19 protein-coding genes are annotated in these 22442 nt (G+C 35.2%); 10 read left to right on the top strand and 9 right to left on the bottom strand.

The genetic code is table 11. The features are described from left to right. Positions 1-46 precede the first annotated feature (46 nt). The 7 genes from nirD (at position 47) to JMA43_RS05600 (ending at position 10356) form a co-directional block, all read left to right on the top strand. Entirely contained in the window at positions 47-424 is a 378-nt protein-coding gene (nirD, locus tag JMA43_RS05630) for a nitrite reductase small subunit NirD (protein WP_342155412.1), read from the top strand. Between the two features lie 11 nt (positions 425-435). After that, entirely contained in the window at positions 436-1020 is a 585-nt protein-coding gene (locus tag JMA43_RS05625; protein ID WP_342155410.1) for a DUF4202 domain-containing protein, read from the top strand. A 6-nt stretch (positions 1021-1026) separates the two neighbouring features. After that, on the top strand, positions 1027-2823 hold the full coding sequence (locus JMA43_RS05620; protein WP_342155409.1) for a sensor histidine kinase: 1797 nt from the start codon (positions 1027-1029) through the stop codon (positions 2821-2823). An 89-nt stretch (positions 2824-2912) separates the two neighbouring features. Next, entirely contained in the window at positions 2913-3575 is a 663-nt protein-coding gene (locus JMA43_RS05615) for a response regulator transcription factor (protein ID WP_342155408.1), read from the top strand. Positions 3576-3786: 211 nt separating this feature from the next. After that, positions 3787-5211, top strand: coding sequence for an MFS transporter (locus JMA43_RS05610; RefSeq protein WP_342155407.1), 1425 nt, complete (start codon positions 3787-3789; stop codon positions 5209-5211). A gap of 168 nt (positions 5212-5379) precedes the next feature. Next, positions 5380-8901 (top strand): molybdopterin-dependent oxidoreductase, encoded by a 3522-nt coding sequence (locus JMA43_RS05605; protein WP_342155406.1) that lies wholly within the window; start codon positions 5380-5382, stop codon positions 8899-8901. A gap of 12 nt (positions 8902-8913) precedes the next feature. Further along, positions 8914-10356: a rubredoxin gene (locus tag JMA43_RS05600; protein ID WP_342155405.1), complete on the top strand. Its 1443-nt coding sequence runs from the start codon at positions 8914-8916 to the stop codon at positions 10354-10356. Here JMA43_RS05600 and JMA43_RS05595 read toward each other — a convergent pair. The 3 genes from JMA43_RS05595 to JMA43_RS05585 are packed head-to-tail and all read right to left on the bottom strand — an operon-like array spanning position 10353 to position 12889. Beyond that, positions 10353-11240: a molybdenum cofactor synthesis domain-containing protein gene (locus JMA43_RS05595; protein ID WP_342155404.1), complete on the bottom strand. Its 888-nt coding sequence runs from the start codon at positions 11238-11240 to the stop codon at positions 10353-10355. The genes JMA43_RS05600 and JMA43_RS05595 overlap by 4 nt on opposite strands. Position 11241: 1 nt before the next feature. Next, positions 11242-11679 (bottom strand): molybdenum cofactor biosynthesis protein MoaE, encoded by a 438-nt coding sequence (locus tag JMA43_RS05590; RefSeq protein WP_342155403.1) that lies wholly within the window; start codon positions 11677-11679, stop codon positions 11242-11244. Between the two features lie 37 nt (positions 11680-11716). Continuing rightward, a complete protein-coding gene (locus JMA43_RS05585; protein ID WP_342155401.1) occupies positions 11717-12889 on the bottom strand; it encodes a molybdopterin molybdotransferase MoeA in 1173 nt (390 codons plus the stop codon). Positions 12890-13010: 121 nt separating this feature from the next. On the opposite strand from JMA43_RS05585, the gene JMA43_RS05580 reads away from it, so the two are divergent. Next, complete coding sequence (locus JMA43_RS05580) at positions 13011-14279, top strand: alginate export family protein (protein WP_342155400.1); 1269 nt, start codon at positions 13011-13013, stop codon at positions 14277-14279. Positions 14280-14337: 58 nt separating this feature from the next. On the opposite strand, the gene JMA43_RS05575 is transcribed toward JMA43_RS05580, so the two are convergent. The 5 genes from JMA43_RS05575 to JMA43_RS05555 all read right to left on the bottom strand — a co-directional run bounded on the left by JMA43_RS05575 (position 14338) and on the right by JMA43_RS05555 (position 18271). Next, entirely contained in the window at positions 14338-15027 is a 690-nt protein-coding gene (locus tag JMA43_RS05575; RefSeq protein WP_342155399.1) for a dioxygenase family protein, read from the bottom strand. A gap of 10 nt (positions 15028-15037) precedes the next feature. Next, a complete protein-coding gene (locus tag JMA43_RS05570; RefSeq protein ID WP_342155398.1) occupies positions 15038-15766 on the bottom strand; it encodes a LytR/AlgR family response regulator transcription factor in 729 nt (242 codons plus the stop codon). A gap of 3 nt (positions 15767-15769) precedes the next feature. After that, complete coding sequence (locus tag JMA43_RS05565) at positions 15770-16843, bottom strand: sensor histidine kinase (RefSeq protein WP_342155397.1); 1074 nt, start codon at positions 16841-16843, stop codon at positions 15770-15772. Positions 16844-16852: 9 nt separating this feature from the next. Continuing rightward, a complete protein-coding gene (locus tag JMA43_RS05560) occupies positions 16853-17083 on the bottom strand; it encodes a DUF4907 domain-containing protein (protein WP_342155396.1) in 231 nt (76 codons plus the stop codon). Positions 17084-17278: 195 nt separating this feature from the next. Further along, on the bottom strand, positions 17279-18271 hold the full coding sequence (locus JMA43_RS05555) for a Kelch repeat-containing protein (RefSeq protein ID WP_342155395.1): 993 nt from the start codon (positions 18269-18271) through the stop codon (positions 17279-17281). A gap of 217 nt (positions 18272-18488) precedes the next feature. Between JMA43_RS05555 and JMA43_RS05550 the strand changes: the two genes are divergently transcribed. Together JMA43_RS05550 and JMA43_RS05545 are read left to right on the top strand one after the other, a co-directional pair. Continuing rightward, positions 18489-19814 carry a DUF4270 family protein gene (locus JMA43_RS05550; protein ID WP_342155394.1) on the top strand — a complete coding sequence of 442 codons (1326 nt, stop codon included), beginning with the start codon at positions 18489-18491 and terminating at the stop codon, positions 19812-19814. Beyond that, positions 19801-21045 carry an OmpP1/FadL family transporter gene (locus JMA43_RS05545; RefSeq protein WP_342155393.1) on the top strand — a complete coding sequence of 415 codons (1245 nt, stop codon included), beginning with the start codon at positions 19801-19803 and terminating at the stop codon, positions 21043-21045. The genes JMA43_RS05550 and JMA43_RS05545 overlap by 14 nt, the downstream gene beginning before the upstream one ends. Positions 21046-21109: 64 nt before the next feature. Here JMA43_RS05545 and JMA43_RS05540 read toward each other — a convergent pair whose 3' ends face one another. Next, entirely contained in the window at positions 21110-22321 is a 1212-nt protein-coding gene (locus JMA43_RS05540) for an MFS transporter (RefSeq protein ID WP_446719398.1), read from the bottom strand. Positions 22322-22442: the final 121 nt, after the last annotated feature.

Below are 22442 nucleotides of genomic sequence, written 5' to 3'. Positions count from 1 at the left end.
GAAAAAAACTTAACCACAACAAGACTAATCTCTCAATAATAAAATTATGGAACAACTACTTCAACACTATCAATCGGTTACACAAAACAAAGTTATACATTGGTTTAAAGCAGGAAATATAAACGATTTCCCAGAGAATGGAGGCGCGTGTATAAAGTACAAAACCAAACAAATAGCGGTGTATAATTTTACGCGAAAAGCCACTTGGTACGCCTGCCAAAATCTATGTCCGCATAAAATGGAAATGGTACTTTCTCGAGGAATGATTGGCGATGCAAGCGGTATTCCAAAAGTTGCTTGTCCGCTTCACAAAAAGACATTCTCCTTAGAAAATGGCGAAAGTTTAAATGGCGACGACTATAAAATAGCTACATATCCTGTTAAAATTGAAAATGAAAATGTGTATATTGGCTTTTCAGATTAACACATAAATTTATGAGCCAACCCAATTTTAAACAAGCTATTGAAAAAATAGATCGTGCAAACGCTCAAGACCCAAATATTGAAACTTACCAAGGAGAAGATTTCCCTAAGGAATTGCTCTATGCAAAGCGCATGACAGAAACCTTGTTATCTTTCGCTCCAAATGCCAGTGAAGAATTACAAATAGCTGCCAGAGCACAACATATTGAACGTTGGAAAATAAGTAGAGACTCCTACCCTATGGACCGAGTTGGATACTTAAAATGGAGAGAAGAACTTAAAAATATGCATGCTGAAACTACGGCTACAATTTTAAAAGAAGTAGGATATAGTGATGAGTTTTCAGATAGAGTTTCTTTTTTAATTAAGAAGAAATTACTCAAAAAAGATGAAGAAACACAAACACTTGAAGATGTAGTATGCTTGGTATTTCTTCAGTATTATTTTGAAGATTTTGCTGAAAAACATTCCGACGAAAAAATTATTGATATCCTACAAAAAACTTGGGGTAAAATGTCGGAAGAAGGACAGCAAGCTGCATTAAAATTACCGCTAAAGGATAAAAGTTTATCACTTATCAAACAAGCACTAGCTTAAATTATTATGAGCACAAAGGTCACCTCGTTAGACCAAAATACTTTTAACAAACTCCGAAAACTGTACATTATAGCATTAAGCGCTATTGCAATTGCAGTAATCGTCAGTCAAATATTAGTGCGAAAATATTTAAGCGACCAACAAGACGATGCCAAAACCATCAATATTGCTGGACGCCAACGAATGCTAAGTCAGAAACTTACTAAAGAAGTTTTATTGTTTACTGCTACTACAGAAGATTCGTACAGAACAAATCTTTCAGATAGTATAAAGCATACGCTTCAAATGTGGGAAACTTCGCATAAAGCCCTGCTAAATGGCAATGATAGTTTACAAATAAACGGAGACAACTCAGCGGCAATTCAACGCATGTTTGAAGAGTTACAACCTTCGTTTACAAACATTCAATCTTCAGTAAAAAACATTTTAAACACCTCAAGTACAACTCTTAATTTTGAAAATGAAGTTTTAAACTTAAGAGTTCAAGAACAGCAATTTTTAACAATAATGGACCGTATCGTAAATCAATACGATACAGAAGCTACGCAAAAAGTTGAAAAACTTCAGCAGCTAGAAACCATATTACTCATCGTGACGCTCGCCATTTTATTAGCCGAATTTTTACTGATATTTTGGCCCGCAGCAAAACGCACAAAACAAACAATTAAAGACTTATTAGTTTCTGAAGAAAAAGCAAAAGAAATGGCTTTCAACGCCGACGAGTTAAGTCAGGCAAAAGAAAAGTCTGTTAAACAATTAAAAGCGTTGAGTTTGGCAATGGAGCAAACCCTTTTATTTGCTAGAGTCACTGTAGATGGGCATTTAATTCATTTAGGAAATAAATTTTTAAGCAGACTTAATTACAGAAGTTTTAATAGTTCCACTAAGTTTTCTGAGGTAATTTCTACCGATAAAAAAGAGCAAGAACATATCGAATCGCTCATCTTGAACAACCAAAACACAGGGTGGCAAGGCGAAATAAAAGGAACTTTAGCTAGTGGTGATACTATTTGGTTGGAAATGTCGATTATTCCGTATCATTCAGGAGAACAAAAAGAAGAACTGTTACTCATCTGTTTTGATATAACCGAACGTAAAAAAGCAAAACTTCAAATAGAACAACTTACCAAAGATCAGTTTGAGGCAAAAATCAGTCAGCAAAAAACACTTTCAGCAAAAATTATTGAAAATCAAGAGCAAGAACAAAACCGTATTGCAAAAGATATTCACGATGGAATTGGGCAAATGCTTACCGGTTTAAAGTTTAATATTGAAAGTATTGACGTAAAAAACATCGAGAAAACAACCGAAAAAATTGAGTATTTAAAAGAACTCACATCCAACATTATTAAAGGTGTTCGAACTGCTACATTTAATTTAACTCCACCGGAGTTAACCGATCACGGCATTGTACCTGCTCTAACAAAACTGACACAGGAATTATCTAAGTTTACTGGTAAAAATATTGTTTTAATCAACAAAACAATGTTTAACGAACGGATGGATGCTTTGAAAGAAATAAACTGTTATCGAATTACACAGGAAGCCGTAAATAATGCTATAAAATATGCCGATTCTACCCATATTATCATCACTATTTCTCATAGTGAAAAGCTACTTAGTATTACTGTAGACGACAACGGAAAAGGTTTTGATATTCAAAAATTAAAACCTCGAGAAAATGGAGATGGCGGTATGGGACTTACCTTCATGAAAGAACGCATAAACTATATAAATGGGCGTATTTTTATGAGTTCTACTCCTGGCGAAGGAACGCGAATTACAATGAATATTCCTTTGTGATTTTACACAAAAAACTACAACTCTTCTTCAAAGATTTAAATTAAGTATTATTTCGTACTTTCGTACTTAGCATTCGATTAAAAAATACTATGGAGCAAATTAATATCATTTTGGCAGACGACCATGTGTTGGTTAGAGATGGAATCAAATCTTTATTAGAAGACGACAAATCTATAAACGTTATCGATGAAGCTTCCAACGGTGTTGAAGCACTAAAAATAATAGCAACCAACAAACCAGATTTATTGGTTGTAGATATCAGAATGCCAGAAATGAATGGAATTGAAGTTGTAAAACAATTAAAAAAATCAACTCCAGAAGTAAAGACATTAGTCTTATCAATGCACGATTCCGAAGAATACGTAGTTCAGTCGATTCAAGCAGGCGCCGATGGTTACTTATTAAAAGGTTCTAGTAAGGAGGAATTCATAAAGGCTCTACACACTGTCGCAGACGGCGGTAAATACTTCACCGGAGATGTTTCTTCTATCATAATTAACAATTTTGTGAATGGTACGCCAAAAGAAAATCAACACAATACTCCACCACCCTCTAATGATTTCAACCTTACCAAACGAGAAAAACAAATTCTACAATACGTATTAAAAGGTCTAAGTAACAAAGAAATTGCCGAAGAACTAAAAATAAGTAAGCGAACAGCAGAAGTTCATCGGTTTAACCTCATGAAAAAACTAGATGTAAAAAACCAAATGGAGCTCGCCAACAAAGCAAATCAATATAATCTTCTTTAATTGTAAATCGAAATACGTATTTCAATCAAAAAATCAAACACTCATTATCTAACGTATTTTATAAAATATTCATTTTCAATACTATAAATTACAAACTTCTCATTTTTAATTCTATAAAACTTAAAATATCATAATTCTCACAAAATACTTATTTTAATTTTTACATTTTTACGTATTAATACTTATTTTTATAAAACAAAATTTAAGTATTATGAAAACAGTAGTCACCACAAAAGCAACCAAATTAAATTTAACAGATTTAAAAAGTATTCCAATCCGCACCTTTTGGATATCCTCCATTGCATTTTTTATGTGCTTCTTTTCATGGTTTGGAATTGTACCTTTTATGCCCGACGTTGTTAGAGAACTTGGGTTAACACCAAACCAAAAATGGAATGCCGTAATCCTGGCAGTTACAGGAACAGTATTTGCGCGTCTCCTTATCGGAAAACTCTGTGATAAATACGGCCCGAGGTTATGTTACACTTGGCTCTTAACATTAGGATCAATCCCCGTAATATTAAGCGGTTTAGCACAAACACCAACACAGTTTTTAGTGTGTAGATTTTTAATCGGGTTCATTGGTGCATCCTTCGTAATCACACAAGTACACACCTCTTTAATGTTTGCTTCCAATATTGTGGGGACAGCAAATGCCACTTCTGCAGGTTGGGGAAATTTAGGTGGTGGTGCAAACCGATTAGGGATGCCACTTATCGCTGCAGCCGTTGTTAGCTTTGGAGTTGCAGAAACAGATGCTTGGCGCTACGCTATGATAATTGCTGGTTCGATTTGTTTTGCTATGGGAATTGTGTATTATTTTTTCACGCAAGATACACCCGAAGGAAACATAAAAGAGCTTAAAGAAAAAGGGAAGAAAGTACCGAATGCTAAAAAAGATGAAGTTGGTTTTTTAGAAGCTATTAAAGACTATCGTGTTTGGATTTTATTCATTGTATATGCTGCATGCTTCGGAATTGAACTAACAGTGTATGGTACAATGGACGACTATTTACAAAACACTTTTAAATTAGAACGAATTACAGCAGGAAACATCGTTTTATCGTTTGCTTTGATGAATATTTTTGCTCGTACACTTGGAGGTTTTTTTGGAGATTACTTCGGAAAAACAAAAGGCTTACGAGGACGCGTACTATTTTTAGTAGCCATCTTAACCGTAGAAGGCATCATGCTTTCTGTGTTTTCAACCATGACAAGTTTAATTGCAGGTATTATATTTTTAGTCGCCTTTAGCTTATCGGTACAAATGGCAGAAGGAGCAACTTTTTCTGTGGTTCCTTTTATCAACAAAAAGGCTATCGGAGCTATTTCTGGAGTTGTTGGCGCAGGCGGAAATGTAGGAGCTTTTCTGGCGGCAATTCTATTAAAATCTAAGTCGGCCGTTGCTGAAAAAATAGCAATCGAAGAGCATCAAGGTATGGGAGAAGCGCTCATAAAAGCTGCTCAATCTGAAGCTGCTGCATCGGCTGTTTCTAGCGGATATTTAATGATTGGCGCTTTGGTAATTGTTACCGGAATTTGTGCCTTGGCAATTAAGTTTTCTGCACAAGATGAAAGAGTTGCTAAAAAAGAAATTCATCAAACAGCGGCAGAATTCGCAACTGTAAATGGATAAACTTTATCGGTTTAAATTCTTAATTTAAGAATCTAAACCGCACTAAATTAGTATATCCTCAATAATTTGTACTCCCTATTTTTTATCAGAAAAAAATATCGGAAATTGAATTTATACAACTGAAATTAAAGAAAACCTAATTATTATTTTACTGAAAAACGAAGCTTCATGCTGAAAGAAAAAGTAAAAACAACCTGCTCATATTGTGGTGTTGGCTGCGGAATTGTCGTTACCAAAGACGCTCAGAACAAAGTTCATGTTGAGGGCGACAAAGATCATCCAGTTAACAAAGGAATGTTATGCTCTAAAGGGATGAATCTTCACTATGTGGCAAACGATACTTCCGACAGAATTCTTTTTCCTGAAATGCGTTGGAGCAAATCGCATCCTAGAGAGCGTGTGTCATGGAACGACGCTATGGATAGAGCTGCTGCCGTTTTTAAATCTATTATCAAAAAACACGGACCAGACAGTGTTGGTTTTTATGTTTCTGGACAATGCTTAACCGAGGAATATTATATTGCGAACAAGCTTACAAAAGGATTTTTAGGCACAAACAATATCGATACCAATTCACGATTGTGTATGAGCTCGGCGGTTGTAGGTTATAAAAAAACTTTTGGAGAAGATTCCGTTCCTATTGCTTACGAAGACATTGAGTTGGCAGACTGTTTTTTAATTTCTGGAGCTAATCCTGCGTGGTGCCACCCTATTCTTTTCAGAAGAATTGAAAAACACAAAGAACAAAATCCAAATGTAAAAATAATAGTAATCGATCCTCGCAAAACGGATTCTGCTAACTTTGCCGATCTTCATTTACAACTCATCCCAGGTACCGATGTTGTACTTCATAATGCTATTGGAAGGCGCTTGTTGGAACGTGGACTCATCGATTACAATTTTATAAAAGAACACACTGAAAATTTTCAGAAATACAAAGAACAAATCTTAGCTACTTCAATTAAAAAAGCAGCCAAAACTTGTGGTGTTTCAGAAAACGACATCAAAAAAGCAGCCGATATGATAGGCCTTTCCAAAGGGTTTATTAGTATGTGGGCCATGGGGCTTAATCAAAGTGTTGTTGGTACCGATAAAAATTTTTCTCTGCTGAATTTATCGCTTATTACGGGTCAAATTGGAAAACCCGGCTCCGGACCTTTCTCACTTACTGGTCAGCCAAATGCCATGGGAGGCCGCGAAGTTGGTGGAATGGCAAATTTACTTGCCGTTCATAAAAACCTGTTTAATGAAGAACACCGAAAAGAAGTAGCTCAATTTTGGGGCGTACATTCAATTTCAGGGAAACCAGGATATACTGCGACTGAAATGTTTGAAGCACTTGAAAGCGGTAAACTTAAAGCCATTTGGATAGTTTGCACAAATCCGTTGGTAAGTTTGCCAAATGCTCGTCGCGTTGAAAAAGCTCTAAAAAATGCAAAGTTTGTAGTGGTTCAAGATATTTCACATAAATCGGATACTACAAAAATGGCAGACCTCCTTTTACCAGCTGCGGGTTGGTTGGAAAAAGAAGGAACGATGACCAATTCTGAAAGACGTATTTCGTACCTCCCAAAAACAATAAACGCCCCTGGAGAAGCGCGTCCAGATGTTGAGATTTTATGTGACTTTGCAAATAGAATGGGGTTTAAAAACTTCAATTACAACACTACCGAAGAGATTTACCGCGAATATTGTGCAATGACCAAAAACACAAATATTGACATTTCTTTTCTAGATTACGACCGCTTAAAAAACGAAGGAACCATACAATGGCCCGTACCCGAATACCGACATAAAGGAACAACACGCCTATTTGAAGATAAAAAGTTTTACACGCCATCGCAAAAAGCAATTTTTAATGTGCCATACAGTGTCGAAAATGCTTCTATTAAACCGAATAGTGAATTTCCTTTAATTTTAACTACTGGAAGAGTTCGAGACCAATGGCATACAATGACTAAAACAGGAAAGGTTGCGCGTCTACACACCCACTATCCTAGCCCAACTTTAGAAATTAACCCTGTTGATGCTTATGTTTACGGAATAAAAAATGGCGATGTTACTGAGATAAAAAGTAAAAATGGAGTGGTAAGGCTTCGAGCAAAAGTTACAGATAATGTACGAGAAGGGGTTGTATTTATTCCGATGCATTGGGGGAAAATTTTAAAAAGCGACTTAAACAGGGCGAACAATCTTACCAATACTATTATAGACCCACAATCAAAAGAACCTGACTTTAAATTTACTGCTGTAGCTGTTTCAAAATATAAAAAAGATTCAGAAAAAATAATTGTTGTTGGCGCTGGAGCCGCTGCTTTTAGGTTTATCCAAAATTATAGGGAGCACAATACTTCCGATGAAATTTGTGTATTCTCGCAAGAACCTCATCCGTTTTACAATCGTGTTTTACTCCCCGAATATATTACTGAAGAACTTTCGTGGGAACAACTTCAGAAAATAAAAGAAAAAGAACTACAAAAACTTAAAATATCACTTTTTGGAAATACTGCAATTCAAACTATCAATAAAGAAGAAAAATTTGTAATTGATAACTTTGGAATCAAACATACGTACGACAAACTTATTCTAGCCACTGGAAGTCGCGCTTTTGTTCCAAACGATGTGCAAATAGAACTTCCTGGAAGATTTACGATGCGTAGTAAAAGTGATGCCGATAAGTTTAAAAAACATCTTCTAAACACCCAACTTCCTCCTGAAGAACAGCATGTTGTTATTGTTGGTGGCGGACTCTTAGGGCTTGAACTTGCAGCTGCTTTGAAGCATCAAAATGTAAAAATTACAATTGTACAACGCTCTTCTCGATTAATGGAGCGTCAGTTGGATAAAACTTCAAGCAAACTCTTGGCGCTAGATGTTCAAGAGCGTGGCGTGCAAATTTATTTTGATAATGAAGTAAGTACGGTTTTTGACGACGAAGACACGGGAGAGTTAGCCATTACCCTAAAAAGTGGTAAAAACTTTAATGCGCATGCCATTGTGTACGCCATCGGTACACGTCCAAACATAGAAATTGCAAAACAGGCTGGTATTGACTGCGGAAAAGGAATTAAAGTTAACCAACATTTACAAAGTTCAACACCTTCAATTTTTGCAATTGGCGAAATTGCACAGTTTAACAATCAATTGTTCGGGATTACTTCCGCGGCTGAAGAACAAGCAAATATCCTTTCAAACTTTATTGCTGGCGATATCAGTAGCCGCTATAATGGTTCGGTTTTAATGAATATTTTAAAATTCAACGATTTAAATCTTTGTAGCATTGGAGAAATTAACATCCCTGAAAATGATACGAGTTACGAAGAAATTATTTTTACTGATGTGAGCAAGCGCTATTACAAAAAATGTATTGTGAAAAACGACCTTTTGGTTGGCGCAATTTTAATGGGCGATAAAAATGAATTTGCCGAATTTAAGGAAATGATTGAAGGAAAAATGGAACTTTCTGATAAACGGAATTCCTTATTAAGAGGCGCATCAAATACCGAACCTATTATCGGGAAACTCGTATGTTCTTGCAGTCAAGTTGGTGCTGGAAATATTGAAAAAGCTGTAAATAATGGCTGTACCGATTTTACCGAATTATGCAAACAAACGGGAGCTGGACTAGGTTGCGGAAGCTGTAAAACCGAAGTTAGAGAATTATTAAAAAGTAAAACTGTTTTAGCTTAACACAAAATCTAAATGAAAAAAGAGTTAAATAGATTAATAATTAAAGGCGGTGTTTTGTCTCCTGGAGAATTAAAATCGATTGCTGTTGCTGCTGAAAATTCTGGACTCGATACAATTTCATTTGGTTCCCGACAGGACATTCTTTTTTCAAAAAAAATTACAGCTGAAGCCCATGCTTATTTTAATGAATTGGCATGGATTGCTCCAAATGAAAAAGGAACCGAAAATATTGTTAGTTCATATGTTTCTGCGGATATTTTCCCGAATACATCCTGGTTAACGGGCGACCGGTATTTGTATATTTTAGAACAATTTAGGTACAATCCTTCATTGAAAATTAATATAACCGACCCCAAACAACGTCTGGTACCGCTCTATACAGGGCATCTAAATTTTATAGCATCTCCCCACGACGACTATTGGTATTTATACGTCCGATTGCCATATTGGGAAAAAACATTGATGTATCCTGCTCTTATTTACAGTTGGGATATTTCAAAAATATCGTTGGCAATTGAAGAAATTTTACAAGAAGAACCCGAAGAAATAACAACAGTTTTTGAACTCGTAAGTGATGCTGTCGATACCAATAACAGAACCGTAGATGAGCCGCTAGATATTCCGTTTCATCCGTTTCCATATTATGAAGGCATGAACAAAATGGGTTCTGACAAATATTGGTTAGGACTGTATTGGCGGAATAACAAATACGATTTAGAGTTTTTAAAAGACATGTGCGATTTATGTGCCGAATGTAAAATTGGTAAGATTTGTATTACACCCTGGAAATCGTTTATTGTAAAGGGAATCCAAACAGAATATAAATTAAAGTGGGAAAAACTCTTAGGAAAAAGAGGAATTAATGTACGCCACTCGATGTTAGAACTCAATTGGCATCTTCCTGTTGCAAATAAAGATGCGCTCAAATTAAAAAAATATTTGGTTAGCAATTTCGATCAAAATGATATTAGTACCTACGGCCTCACTTTTGGAATTACAGATTATAGCAAAAAAGCTTATTACTTCACATCCATTGTAATTGAAAAAAATAAACAACCAGAAACTTTAAGCGATTTTAAAATTAGAGACACTTACAATTTGCTGTATGCAAAAAACTTCGACCCAAATACGTTGACATACATTACACATGTACAAGATGTTGACAAAGTAGAGTTACCGAGTTTATTGATGGAACTCAGTAAAATGTATTTTGAGACTTTAGGTGACGAAAAAGAAGTCTCTAAAAAAGAAACTCAAGCCAAAAAAGAAATCGAAATAGAAGTTTTTCAATGCACCGATTGTCTCACAATTTACGATGCCACTTATGGCGATGCCACACAAAACATTCCAGAAAATACACTTTTTGAAGACCTTCCAGAAAGCTATTGTTGCTCGTTATGTGAAGCTCCAAAATCTTCATTTAAAAAACTAACACAAGTAAAAGAAGTTAGCTAATCATGTGATTGGCCACGTAATATTTTAAACACATGAAGCACATGCGGAAATATTGCATCCATCGACTCCCGAGCTCCATTTGTTGACCCTGGCAGTGCCAATACCAAACAATTTCCAATAGTTCCGGCTACGCTTCTAGAAAGCATCGCAAAAGGCATTCGCTCTTGTCCGTAACTACGAATAGCCTCTTCAATCCCTGGAATATTTCTGTCTAAAATTGGGATCAAAGCTTCTGGTGTAACATCTCTAAACGAGAGTCCGGTACCGCCAGTATAAATTAATAAATTATTTGTTTTTGAAAGTGTAAGAGCACGTTCAGCAATCAAATCTTTTTCATCTGGAATAACTTCATAATGCGCTATTTCAACTGAAGATTCTTTTAATTTTTCAATAATTGCTTTCCCTGCTTTATCTTCTTTTTTCCCTTCTGAAATAGTATCCGAACAAACAATAACTGCCGCTTTTAATTGCGACGGAAACATTCTTTTAAATCCGTGTAAAGCACTTTTACTCTTTACGATTTTCACCCCTCCTATATTGATTTCTTTTTCTACTGAAGACAATGTTTTTTGTAAAGAAATAGCAGCGACTGAAGCGCCTAACATAGCTTCGGCATCTAGATTTGTTTTATGGGTAGCCTTAACCGTTACTGAAATTTTTAATACTTCGGAATTCAATTCATCCGTAACTTCTATACTTTCAATTAAACTTGGGTGCACTTCAGAAAGTATTGAAGCTGCATTTTTAACAGCAAGTTGTGCAGCCACTTGAAGTTGAGCAAACACCAATTTTGTGTACAACGGAATTAAATCTTGATGGAGTTCAACAGTAATTTCTGCAGTAGAAATACACGCTGTCTTTATTTCATTTGAAATATCTTTCATACTAGCTATTTACTTTCCATTGATGCGTTTCATCTTCAAAAATCTCTTTTCCAAAAATCGGGACTTCTTCTTTAATCCTGTTTACAATAGCTTCCGTAGCAGTATAAACTTCCTTTCTCCTTTCCGAAGAAACAAAAACAAAAAAACATATCTCTCCAGCATTTACAACCCCCAAACTATGATAAATATGCATGCAAGTAAGATTGAATTTCTCGAAAGCACTTTCTCGAATTTCATCTAATTTTTCGAGTGCCATTGCTTCATACGTAGAATATTCAATAGCGGCTACTTTTTTTCCGTCAACCTCATCTGCACGAATTTGCCCCAAAAAAATATTATGGGCTCCAATGGTGTGTTTTGACTGGTGTTTGGCTATGGAATTGGCTATAAAATCTGGCGAAATAGCGCCTTCAATAAATACGTTTTTCTTTTTCTTCATCTTTTAAATAGTGTAAAAAAGCATTCGGATTATAAAGTTACTGAACAATATCTAGATAATAAACTTCTTCTCCCTTTTCTATTTTTTTTACCGTTTCTGGAATATACACCAACGCATTAGAATTTACCAAACTTTGAAGCATTGCTGAATTTTGATTTTCAAATATTTTTACTGAAACTCCCTTAACTTCAGCCCTTAAAAACAGACTTTTATTGGTTTCATTAACTAGTGAAGATTCTAGAATTGCTTTTTTATAAAGTCTCGGGAATTTATTTCCTAAAGCTTTTTGAATGGCGGGTAGCACATACACTTGATAATTAATAAAACAAGCGGCAGGATTTCCTGGCAACCCAAAAACCAATGTATAGTTTCTTTTTCCAAAGTAAATAGGTTTCCCTGGGCGTTGCTTAATTTTATAAAACAACTCAGACACTCCATTTTGATCAAAAACTGATTGCATTAAATCGTAATCGCCCACCGAAATTCCGCCAGAAGCAATGAGGAAATCGTAATTATCAAGTGCGTGTTTTACAATTTTATTTGCGGTTTCTAGAGTGTCATCTACCTTAAAAAAAGTAGCATCGGCTATTCCTGCTTTTTTCAGTAAAGTATCAAGCATGATTGAATTGCTATCATATATTTTCCCTGTTTCTAGTACTGTTCCTGGGGTTTGTACTTCGTTCCCCGTTACTAACACTGCAATTTTTGGTTTACTGTAAACTGGAAGTTTTTCTATCCCTAAGCCACTCAAAAAAGCCAAGGCAGCACTGTTTAGTAATGTTCCTTCGGGTAAAGCAAGTGTTCCTTTTTTTATGAGTTCTCCAGGAATTCTAATATTGGTTTTTGATTTGTTTAATTGATTAATAAAAATCTTTCCGTCTTTTTCCTGAACATGTTCTATCATTACTACAAAATCTGCTGTATCTGGAACTCTAGCACCCGTAAAAATTTTGACAGCTTCTGCCCTTTTCAGCTGAAAATATTCAGCATCGCCAGCTTGGATTTCACCTAAAACGTTATACGTATTTGTTTCTGAAAATGAAATGGCATAACCATCCATAGCAGACTGCCTAAATGGAGGTAAATCTATAGGAGCAAATACATCTTCTGCAAGAAAAAACCCTAGCGCATTAGCTACCAATACCGTTTCGGAACCTAAAAGTTTGGTATGTTGAATTACTTTTGAGAGTGCTTCTTCTACAGAAATCATCAAGATTAGTATTTGTATTAAACAAACTTACAGATAATTTTCTTCTATCCTACAAAAAAATACGTATAAAAAATATAATTATTAAGTATTTATACTTAGATTAGTGTGAAATTTATTAGTTATGAAAAAAATATACACCTATCTATTTCTCGTTGTTGGATTCACAACAACATTAAAAAGTCAAACTATTGATGTATCAGCCGATTTACGTCCGCGTTTTGAGTACCGACACGGTTATAGTACACTATTCCCAGATGGTGCAGATCCAGCAGCATTTGTAACACAACGATCTCGACTAAATATTGATTATCAATCTGAATTGTTAAAAGTTATGTTTAGCGTGCAAGATGTTAGTACTTGGGGAGATACGCGGCAAATACTTCCTATTGATGGAAACGATTCTTTTTCATTATTTCAAGCTTGGGCGGAATTAAAAATCAGTAAAAATTGGTCTACAAAACTAGGAAGACAAAGTATAGCCTATGATAATGAACGCATCTTTGGTGGCTTAGATTGGGCGATGCAAGGTCGATTTCACGATGCAGCATTGATTAAATACCAAAACTCTTCTTTTATAACAGATGTTGGTTTTGCCTTTAGCCAGACAAGTCAACAAAACGAAGGAACAGCTTACAATGTTCCTGGTTTTTTCACCTATAAAACCATGCAATATCTATACGCTAAAAAAACGTGGGAAAAAGCTTCTGCTAGTTTCTTGTTTTTAAATACTGGTTTTCAAAAGTTTGATGAAAATGATCAAGCCGATGGTGTATACTATACACACACCGTTGGAAGTTACTTTAAATTCCCAATAGCTACCGTAAACATTTCTGGTAGTGCATATTATCAGTTTGGAAAAGCTTACCCGATTAACACAAACTTAAACGCCTACGAACTAATGTTGGAAGGTAGCTACAAACCACAAAATACATTATTTGCAGTTGGTTTTGAAATATTAAGTGGCTCAGATCAAGGTGAAACTCCAGATAAATCGTTTTTCCCTTTATACGGAACAAATCATGCGCACAACGGGTTCATGGATTATTTTTATGTTGGAAACTATGCAAACAGCGCTGGTTTAAATGACATCTACGGAAAAGTGGTATTTAAAACTAGTGAAAAAGCAAACCTTCTAACTTCCATACATTATTTTGCTGCAAATGGTAATCTTTCAGATAATGCAGATGCCTATTTAGGAACAGAAATCGATTTACAATACTCACATAAACTCATGAAGTTTGCTACGCTAAAAGTAGGTTACTCTCATATGTTTGCTTCAGAAAGTATGAGTTTGATAAAAGACGGAAGACCTCATGATAATACAAACAATTGGGGATGGGCAATGTTAGTGATAAACCCAAAATTGTTTTCGCATAAAATAAACAATTAAAAAGGCTATCTTAAAAGTTTCAACTAAAATGAAACCTTTAGGACAGCCCCTTTAAAATTTATACTGTAATTACTTTTGTTAACACAAACCCGTCGGTTGTATTTCCAGTGATACTGTCTGCCATGTTATTTGCTAAACTATCTGAAAATACATTGTCGGAAGTATTTGAAGTGTCTGGTTCCCCATTATACCCAGTGGTTGCATAAACACCACTAGAAGTATCTTCAGGAAAAGCAATTTGAGTTACCATCAATGAATTTTCATTACTATCTAAAACTTCCACATGAATATGCGGTGCTCTACCTCTATACCAACCTGGATAGATACTAACAAACGAAACATTTCCAGAGGCATCGGTTGTTTGCCTTCCTCTTAAAAAGTGTTTATCGGTATAATCCGTTTGTTGCATTTGTGTGTTTCCGTATTCTGAGTAGTTCCCATCGGCGTCGCAATGCCAAATATCAACAAAAACACCTTCTATCGGCTCACAGTTGGTATCGTTATCTACTACTTGAATATTAATTACCATCGCAACTCCACTTCTATCAGAAACAATATTAGACAATACTAATTCTGATGGAGATTTTATTGGAAATGGCCCTTCGGTTTCTCTTGGTGATAATTCGCAATCAGAAGAGCTTCCTGTGTTTGAGTCGTCATCATCTGAGCATGAAGTAACGGCTGTTGGTATAAAAGCCAAAGTTCCAATACCCAATACACCACGTTTTAAAAATTTCTTTCTATCCATTTTTCAATTGTTATTTAATTCCTAATCTGTTATAAAACTCTTCCTTGTAGCTTTCGCCTATCGGAATTCGGATATCGTCAATAACCACTTTATTTTTCTGAATGGTTTTGACAAAGGGGACATTAATTACAAAAGATCGATGTATCCTAACAAAGTCTTTTTCTGGGAGTTTTAACAGTAATTCTTTAAAACTCATTAATGTGAGGATGGGTTTATTGGTTCCTTCTATATGAACTTTTAAGTAGTCTTTAAGTCCTTGAATATATTTAATATCTTCTAGATTAACTTTTATATTCTCATAGTCAGATTTCACAAATATATAGTTGTTTTCTGACTTTATATCGCCAGTAGACGAAAAAACATTGGCCGTCATAGTTGTATTTTTATTAGAAATAATCTCTTTTGCTCGTGTAACTGCTTTTATAAAACGATGGTACGGAATGGGTTTTACCAGATAATCTACCGCATTAAGCTCAAAACCTTCAACCGCATATTGAGAATATGCAGTAGTGAAAATAAACAACGGCTTATTGTCTAACGAACTTATAAAATCGATACCGTTTATTTGAGGCATTTCGATATCAGAAAAAATCAAATCAATATCTTTTTCTTTAATCGTTACAATAGCATCAAGCGCATTGGTAAAAATGCCAACAACGTTTATAAAATCGAGTTTACTGCAATATTCTTTTATCAAATCTATCGCCAAAGGTTCGTCGTCTATAATAATACACCGCATGCGTTAATTATTTAAAATTGTTAAATTGATGGTATAATATTCGCCATCGTTAAGTATGGATAATTCATGCTTTTCAGGGTAAAGTAATTTGAGTCGGTTTTGAATATTTTCAAGTCCTATTCCAGAGTTTTCAGGAGATTTTTTTACGATACCAATTTTATTCTTCACCATTAAATTAACACTGTTGTCTAAAATTGAAATCACAATTTTAACCCAAGTGTCGCCACGGTAATCGGTTCCGTATTTAAAGGCATTTTCAATAAATGAAATAAAAAGTAACGGTTTAATTGTTTTGTCTTTGGCATCGCCATAAATATTAACGTACACATTTTCGGCGTTTGGCAATCGTAAACTTTGTAGTTTAATATAACTCTTTATGTAATCTATTTCCTTATCGAGCGCAACCACTCCTCTATTTGCTTCATAGATCATGTAGCGCATTAATTCCGATAGGTTAATAATTGCTTCGGAAGTATCTGGCGATTTCTTTATAGATAGCGTATAAACCGCATTTAGAGAGTTAAAAAGAAAATGCGGATTTAATTGTGTTTTTAAAAACTGAAGCTCCGAATTAATCTTTTCGTGTTCGGTTTTCTCACGAATACGTTCGTTTTTATTCCATTCGATATACACTCTAATAATGGTACCAACCACAAAGTAAAAAGCAACTCCAATGGCAGGACCGATAAACATTTTAAATCGAAACCAATCGCCTTTTGGAAAACGTGCTCGCATTTCGTCGGGAGAAGGAAACTTTGGTAGAGGACCTAAATCTCTAGGAAACATAATTTCTGGCGGAAAAACACGCTCCATAATGTAATTTACCAACACTATTACTACTGCTGAAATTAACACGTATAAAACAATTCGCTTTTTAAGAAGCAACTCCGGCACGAGTACATAATAGTTAAAATAGAACAATAAAATATTAATGAAAAACCTCGGAGAGAGCGTTGCCATTAAATTAAAAGTCCCTGTATTGTTATACGCCTGAAATAACATGACGCCAAACCAACAAAGCCACACCAAAAAGTGTAGCATAATTTCTTTTACAATATCTTTTGAAGACCTTACCAATTCTTAAAATTAATTTCGTTGAATGTTCAAACTATCTAGTTCGGTTATTTGCACTACGGGTTTTTGTTTCTTTTTAATTTTTTGTGCTACAAGCAAGGCTACTTTTTGTGCATCTTGCTTTGTTTTAAATGATTTTTGAGTAGCAATTGCAGGAATATATTTTTGCTTAATAAGTAATTTTTCTTTGTAATAAATTTCGTAGCCGTAACCATCTTCAACGTTTATAATTTCTGTGTCCAAAGGATTATTCTTTATAAAAAAACACAGGGATAATAATACTAAACAACTGGCTACAAGCACGTAACTTTGGGTTTTATTTAACCTCATCTAAATAAAATCTTAAAATTAAAAAGTGTTATTTTTTTAAATTGCGAGGCGTGTATCCGGCACACCTCGCATTTAAAAACTCAACAAACAAGCAAGAAATTTCTCGCTTTAATCTTCATCATCGTATTCCATATCTGGAAAGAATTCATCTAAATCGTCTAGGTAAAGACTTCCTGTTCTACCCAAGCCTACAAAGCTTCTAACACCATTTGAAAATGCAATTGCATCTTGACGCGAAGAACCTTCAAAACTTGTCATTTCTTCCCAAGTATCGTCAATTGGGTTGTATTGCCACGCACTTGCAACGGCTCCACTTTGTTGTCCGCTTACAACATATCCGTAGCCATTCATTGTAAAACTTACCGCATTACTTCGTACGATGTTATAACTATCTTCTTCGTCTAAATCTAAAAGTTTTGTCCACTGGTTTGTACTTGGGTCAAAGCTCCAAAAATCGTCTAGATAGACACCGTTTGAAACGCCCGTTCCTAAATAGGCAATTCCGTCAAGCACAAAAGCTGTAGCTGCTCGCTTTTTAGTTCCGCCGTAACCTTCGAGTTCTGTCCAAGTATCGGCAGTTGGGTCGTATTTCCAAAAGTCTTTTCGGTCGTTATCGCCATCAAATCCAGTTCCTACAAACCCATATCCATCCACACTAAAGGCAGTAGCACTTCGACGATGTGTTCCTGGAAAATCTGCAATTGCTGTCCATGTATTTGTTGACGGATTGTATTGGTAAAAATCGCCCAGTTCATCTACTCCATCATATCCTGTTCCTATATATCCTTTTTCGTTTATCGTAAATCCTACGGCTGCACTTCGTGCTACCCCTGGAAAGTCTGCTTTTTGCGACCAATAATTTCCGTCCATATCATAAGCCCAAAAATCATTTAAATAATCATCGCCATCATAACCAACTCCCATATACCCTATGTTTCCAATGGTAAATGCAGAAGAACCACTGCGGGGAGTACCATCAAAAATAGAACGGTCAATCCAGTTTCCTAACTCTTCATCGTCATCATCAGACGAGCATCCTACAAAAGCTGTAGCTATAAAAACTACAAGTGCTATTGATTTTAAATTGTAAATACGTTTCATTGAGATAAATTTTTTGGTAAAACTAGGTCAGGAATAAAAGCCCACGAAATCGAATATATAAACTGGCTGTTTTAGTATACGAATACCGCGTATTTATCTATAAGTGGGAATGCTATATTTCATCGGTGTTTTTTAAAGGTTGGTATACAAAAACATTTCACACATATATTAAGGTTTTACAACTGCTACCACCCTATTACATTTACCAAAAAAACCCATGCGGAATACTTTATTTTTCAGTCTTATTTTATTAATTATATGCTTGGCTTCCTGTACAGAAGACAGTAGCTACGACCCTGATTTTAATACAGGAAACTCCTTTGCAAATAGTCAAATTAGAGTTATTCAAATCGATACGTTAACCATAGAAACTTCTACTTTTAAATTTGATAGTTTGGTTACTTCTAATGCCAATAGAATTTTAGTTGGCCAATACAAAGACCCCGAGTTTGGAAGTGTTAAGACTGCCAGCTTTTTTGAAATTTTGCCAAATAGTTATTCCATCGATAGCGAAGCTACTTACGATAGTATCGCGATGTATTTGCATTACGACAATTACTATTACAACGACACAATTCAGTATAACGAAATTCATATAAAAAGAGTTTTAGAAAAGCTAAAACCCGAAGACGAATCTTTTTACAACACTAGTAAAATCGACTTCGATACGGAAGACCTTGGCGTGCTTAGCTACCGACCTAGACCGATGGAAGCAGATACTTTGGAAATTAAAATAAACGACACTTTAGGGGAAGAGTTTTTTGATAAACTGCAAACCAAAAACATTACAAACTCCGATGAATTTAGAGACTATTTTAAAGGTATTACGCTTCAACCAGGCAGTAACGATAATGGTGCTGTTATAGGTTTTTCTACGGAAACCACTTCGTGTTACTTCCGTTTGTATTATTCTGTTAAAGAAGATACGTACACCACCCAAAGCTATATTGACATTCCTATTAATAAAATAACAGATTACAATTCCTTTTTCAATCAAATTTCAGCAGAAAATCCAAACGAATACATACAAGGATTAGGCACGCAAAAAGAAGGATTAAATAGTACTACAACCAACAATCAAACTTATATCCAATCGGGAATTGGTATTGCGAGTACTTTTAATTTCCCGAGTATTAAAACACTTTTTGATATTGAGGGCACAGGAACTATTCTTGATGCAACACTTAAAATAAACCCCGTAATTCAGTCGTATAACGACCAACTTAAACTGAGAGATACGTTAAATATTTTTCAGATAGACAAAAACAACAAAATAACACAGCAACTTACCTACAGTGATGGAAGTGCTGTGGTGGCTACCTTAAATAAAACCGACCAAGAGTTTAACAATATTTACTACACTTTGCCTTTTAGCACCTTTGCCGAAGCGCTTTTAAATAGCCAAACCGACGAGGCAACTACTTTTGCGTTGCTTCCAAACGACTTCCAATCGAGTGTAGACAGAATGATGCTTTACGGAACAACCAACGACAGTTACACTATTGAATTAAACCTTATTTATACCGTTTATGATGAAGATTAATATAGCCATATTACTAGCGTTTTGCTCATTTTTTAGCTATGCGCAATCGGAAAGTTTAACAAGTTCGCCATATTCTTTATACGGACTTGGAGTTATCAACCAAAGTAGTATTGGAAAAGTAAACGGCATGGGATATACTGGAATTGCCATGAAACCCAACGGCTATATCAATAACTTAAACCCAGCATCGTATGCTTTAATTCCGCAGAACAATTTTTTATTTGATATTGGAGGAAAAGCAGAAATAAACAACTATGCAAACAAGAATAATTCTGAAAACAATAGCAGTTTTAATTTCTCGAATATTGCATTAGCATTTCCGATAAACCAAAAAATGGGAATGGGTTTTACACTCATTCCGTACAGTCAGGTTGGCTATTCTATTATCGGACTTGAGACCAACATTGAAGGTTCCACAGAAGTCTTTGAAAGTAATATTTTAGGTAGCGGAGGTTTAAATGAATTTACTGGAAACTTCGGATTTTCGGTTTCTCCTCGCATAAGTGTTGGTTTTAACGCATCTGTATTATTTGGAAATATTCAAGAAGAAGAAAATTTCACTATCAGTTCAGCAGCATTTGGGCTGGAAGAAGAAACCTCCTACCGAGGTGTACAAGTAGGTTTTGGTACTCAAATTGACGTGCTAAAAAATGTAACCCTTGGAGCTACCGTTAAACTTCCTACAACCTTAAAAGGTTCATTAGAGCGTTCAACCTACAAAACACTCGACTATAACAGTACAACCGTTGAAAGTGATGTGGAAGATGATGCTGCAGATTTTGATTTACCCTTACAATTTGGTCTTGGAATAAGCTCAAGACTCTTTAATGAACAACTTTTAATAAATGCCGATTACCGAAAAAGTTTTTGGGATGCAACCAATCAAACCGACCATATTGGTACGTATACCGACCAAAATAGCTACGGAATTGGATTTGAATATCAAAACAACAATCGCAATAATAGTTATTTAAAACGAATAGCTTACCGAACAGGAATTAATTATGATGATGGCTACTTGCAAATAAACGACGACAAAATAAGCGGATACAGCTTTACAGGAGGACTCGGACTTCCTATAAGCAACCGAAACAATTCAACCCTAAATATTTCCTACAGCTATGGAACCAAGGGCTTTGTTAAAAACATTTTGGTAAAAGAAAACTATCATTTAATTACCATCAATGTCAATTTACAAGACTTTTGGTTTGTAAAACACTTTGTTAATTAAGTGCCCAAAGAGACTGTTTAAGTAGAAGTTTTATTCTGATTTATACAGATTTTTACTGAAGCTTTTAAACGGTCTCTTTCTTTAAATTTCTTTTCGGATTGTGTTTTTTCAGCATATAAATTATTCCAACAATAGCTATAATAGCGGAAGCATAGAACGCATCTGGAACCCTCGTGATTTTAGCTTGATAATACCATCCCGAAAGCAATGCTCCCATTCCAATACCTGCTTCTAACGCAATATACATGGTTGCCATCGCTTTCCCTCTAGCTTCAGATTTACTCATATCGATAGTCCAAGCATTTAGCGAAGGAGTTAAACCTCCCATTCCAACACCATATAAAATGGCTCCAAGGATGAAAATAAGGTACGAATTTGCAATTCCAATCACACAAACTGCAATTGCCAATACAACCAATCCGATGGTAATAACTATTGTTCGTCCGTAAACATCTGAAGCTTTTCCTGCAAAAAATCGCACTAACAAAGAAGCGATTGTAAACACAATAAAAAAGAGTCCTTTATTTACAATTCCAAGATGCGATGTCCAGTCTGGGATTAAGGTTAGCATTACTCCATACGAGAAATAACACAAAAAAGTAACAATAGCCGAAGGCAACACTTCCATAGCGAAAATATCATTTCTAGAAATCTTTAAAAGCGACCATGTGAATTTCTTCTTCGGACTTAATGTTTCTTTCATGTTAATAATTATCAGCATCGATAAAAATGCACAAACCGATGATAGATAAAACAACGTATCGTAAGAATAATTAAGTTTTATATAACTTCCTAAAGCTGGCCCTACAGCCATTCCTGTACTGTAAAACAAACTTTGCATCCCGATAGCTTCTCCCCATGCTCTTTGCGGAGTGATATCAGCAATATAAGCTGAGGTTGCTGTTGGTTTAAAACCTGTAGAAAAACCGTGTAATAATCTTAAAATTAAAAAGCCCACAACCGTATTTAAAACTGGATATAGCATTCCACAGAAAACACAAACCAATGCACCAAAAATCATAACTGGTACTCGCCCAACGGTATCGGTAATTCGTCCGCTAAAAGGTCGAGAAATCCCTGCTGTTAAAGTAAATAAGGCTATAATTAATCCGATATATTTTGCTCCACCCATTGCGCTTAAATACGCTGGAAGTTCTGGAATGAGCATGTTGTAACTCGCAGAAAACAGTAATGAACTCGAACAAACCATTGCAAACTTTACATTATAAATTGGGTGCGAATTATACTTTAATGCTAAACTTTTTAAAAAGCTCATTGGCAATACTTTAAATTTTTCTTTTTCAGTACAAAGAAATGATATTTATAACTATTTAAACATCATTTAATATTAATAAACAAGCCTGTTTATTATAAATAACAAACAGGCTTAATCTTTA

Source organism: Joostella sp. CR20 (assembly GCF_038433465.1).
GTDB lineage: Bacteria > Bacteroidota > Bacteroidia > Flavobacteriales > Flavobacteriaceae > Galbibacter.
Note: the sequence above shows the minus strand (reverse complement) of the source record. Positions and strands in the feature narration are given on the sequence as shown.

Coding starts and splice junctions, on each gene's coding strand:
- nirD (WP_342155412.1), top strand. CDS start 47: ATGGAACAACTACTTCAACACTATCAATCGGTTACACAAAACAAAGTT.
- JMA43_RS05625 (WP_342155410.1), top strand. CDS start 436: ATGAGCCAACCCAATTTTAAACAAGCTATTGAAAAAATAGATCGTGCA.
- JMA43_RS05620 (WP_342155409.1), top strand. CDS start 1,027: ATGAGCACAAAGGTCACCTCGTTAGACCAAAATACTTTTAACAAACTC.
- JMA43_RS05615 (WP_342155408.1), top strand. CDS start 2,913: ATGGAGCAAATTAATATCATTTTGGCAGACGACCATGTGTTGGTTAGA.
- JMA43_RS05610 (WP_342155407.1), top strand. CDS start 3,787: ATGAAAACAGTAGTCACCACAAAAGCAACCAAATTAAATTTAACAGAT.
- JMA43_RS05605 (WP_342155406.1), top strand. CDS start 5,380: ATGCTGAAAGAAAAAGTAAAAACAACCTGCTCATATTGTGGTGTTGGC.
- JMA43_RS05600 (WP_342155405.1), top strand. CDS start 8,914: ATGAAAAAAGAGTTAAATAGATTAATAATTAAAGGCGGTGTTTTGTCT.
- JMA43_RS05595 (WP_342155404.1), bottom strand. CDS start 11,240: ATGAAAGATATTTCAAATGAAATAAAGACAGCGTGTATTTCTACTGCA.
- JMA43_RS05590 (WP_342155403.1), bottom strand. CDS start 11,679: ATGAAGAAAAAGAAAAACGTATTTATTGAAGGCGCTATTTCGCCAGAT.
- JMA43_RS05585 (WP_342155401.1), bottom strand. CDS start 12,889: ATGATTTCTGTAGAAGAAGCACTCTCAAAAGTAATTCAACATACCAAA.
- JMA43_RS05580 (WP_342155400.1), top strand. CDS start 13,011: ATGAAAAAAATATACACCTATCTATTTCTCGTTGTTGGATTCACAACA.
- JMA43_RS05575 (WP_342155399.1), bottom strand. CDS start 15,027: ATGGATAGAAAGAAATTTTTAAAACGTGGTGTATTGGGTATTGGAACT.
- JMA43_RS05570 (WP_342155398.1), bottom strand. CDS start 15,766: ATGCGGTGTATTATTATAGACGACGAACCTTTGGCGATAGATTTGATA.
- JMA43_RS05555 (WP_342155395.1), bottom strand. CDS start 18,271: ATGAAACGTATTTACAATTTAAAATCAATAGCACTTGTAGTTTTTATA.
- JMA43_RS05550 (WP_342155394.1), top strand. CDS start 18,489: ATGCGGAATACTTTATTTTTCAGTCTTATTTTATTAATTATATGCTTG.
- JMA43_RS05545 (WP_342155393.1), top strand. CDS start 19,801: ATGATGAAGATTAATATAGCCATATTACTAGCGTTTTGCTCATTTTTT.
- JMA43_RS05540 (WP_446719398.1), bottom strand. CDS start 22,321: ATGAGCTTTTTAAAAAGTTTAGCATTAAAGTATAATTCGCACCCAATT.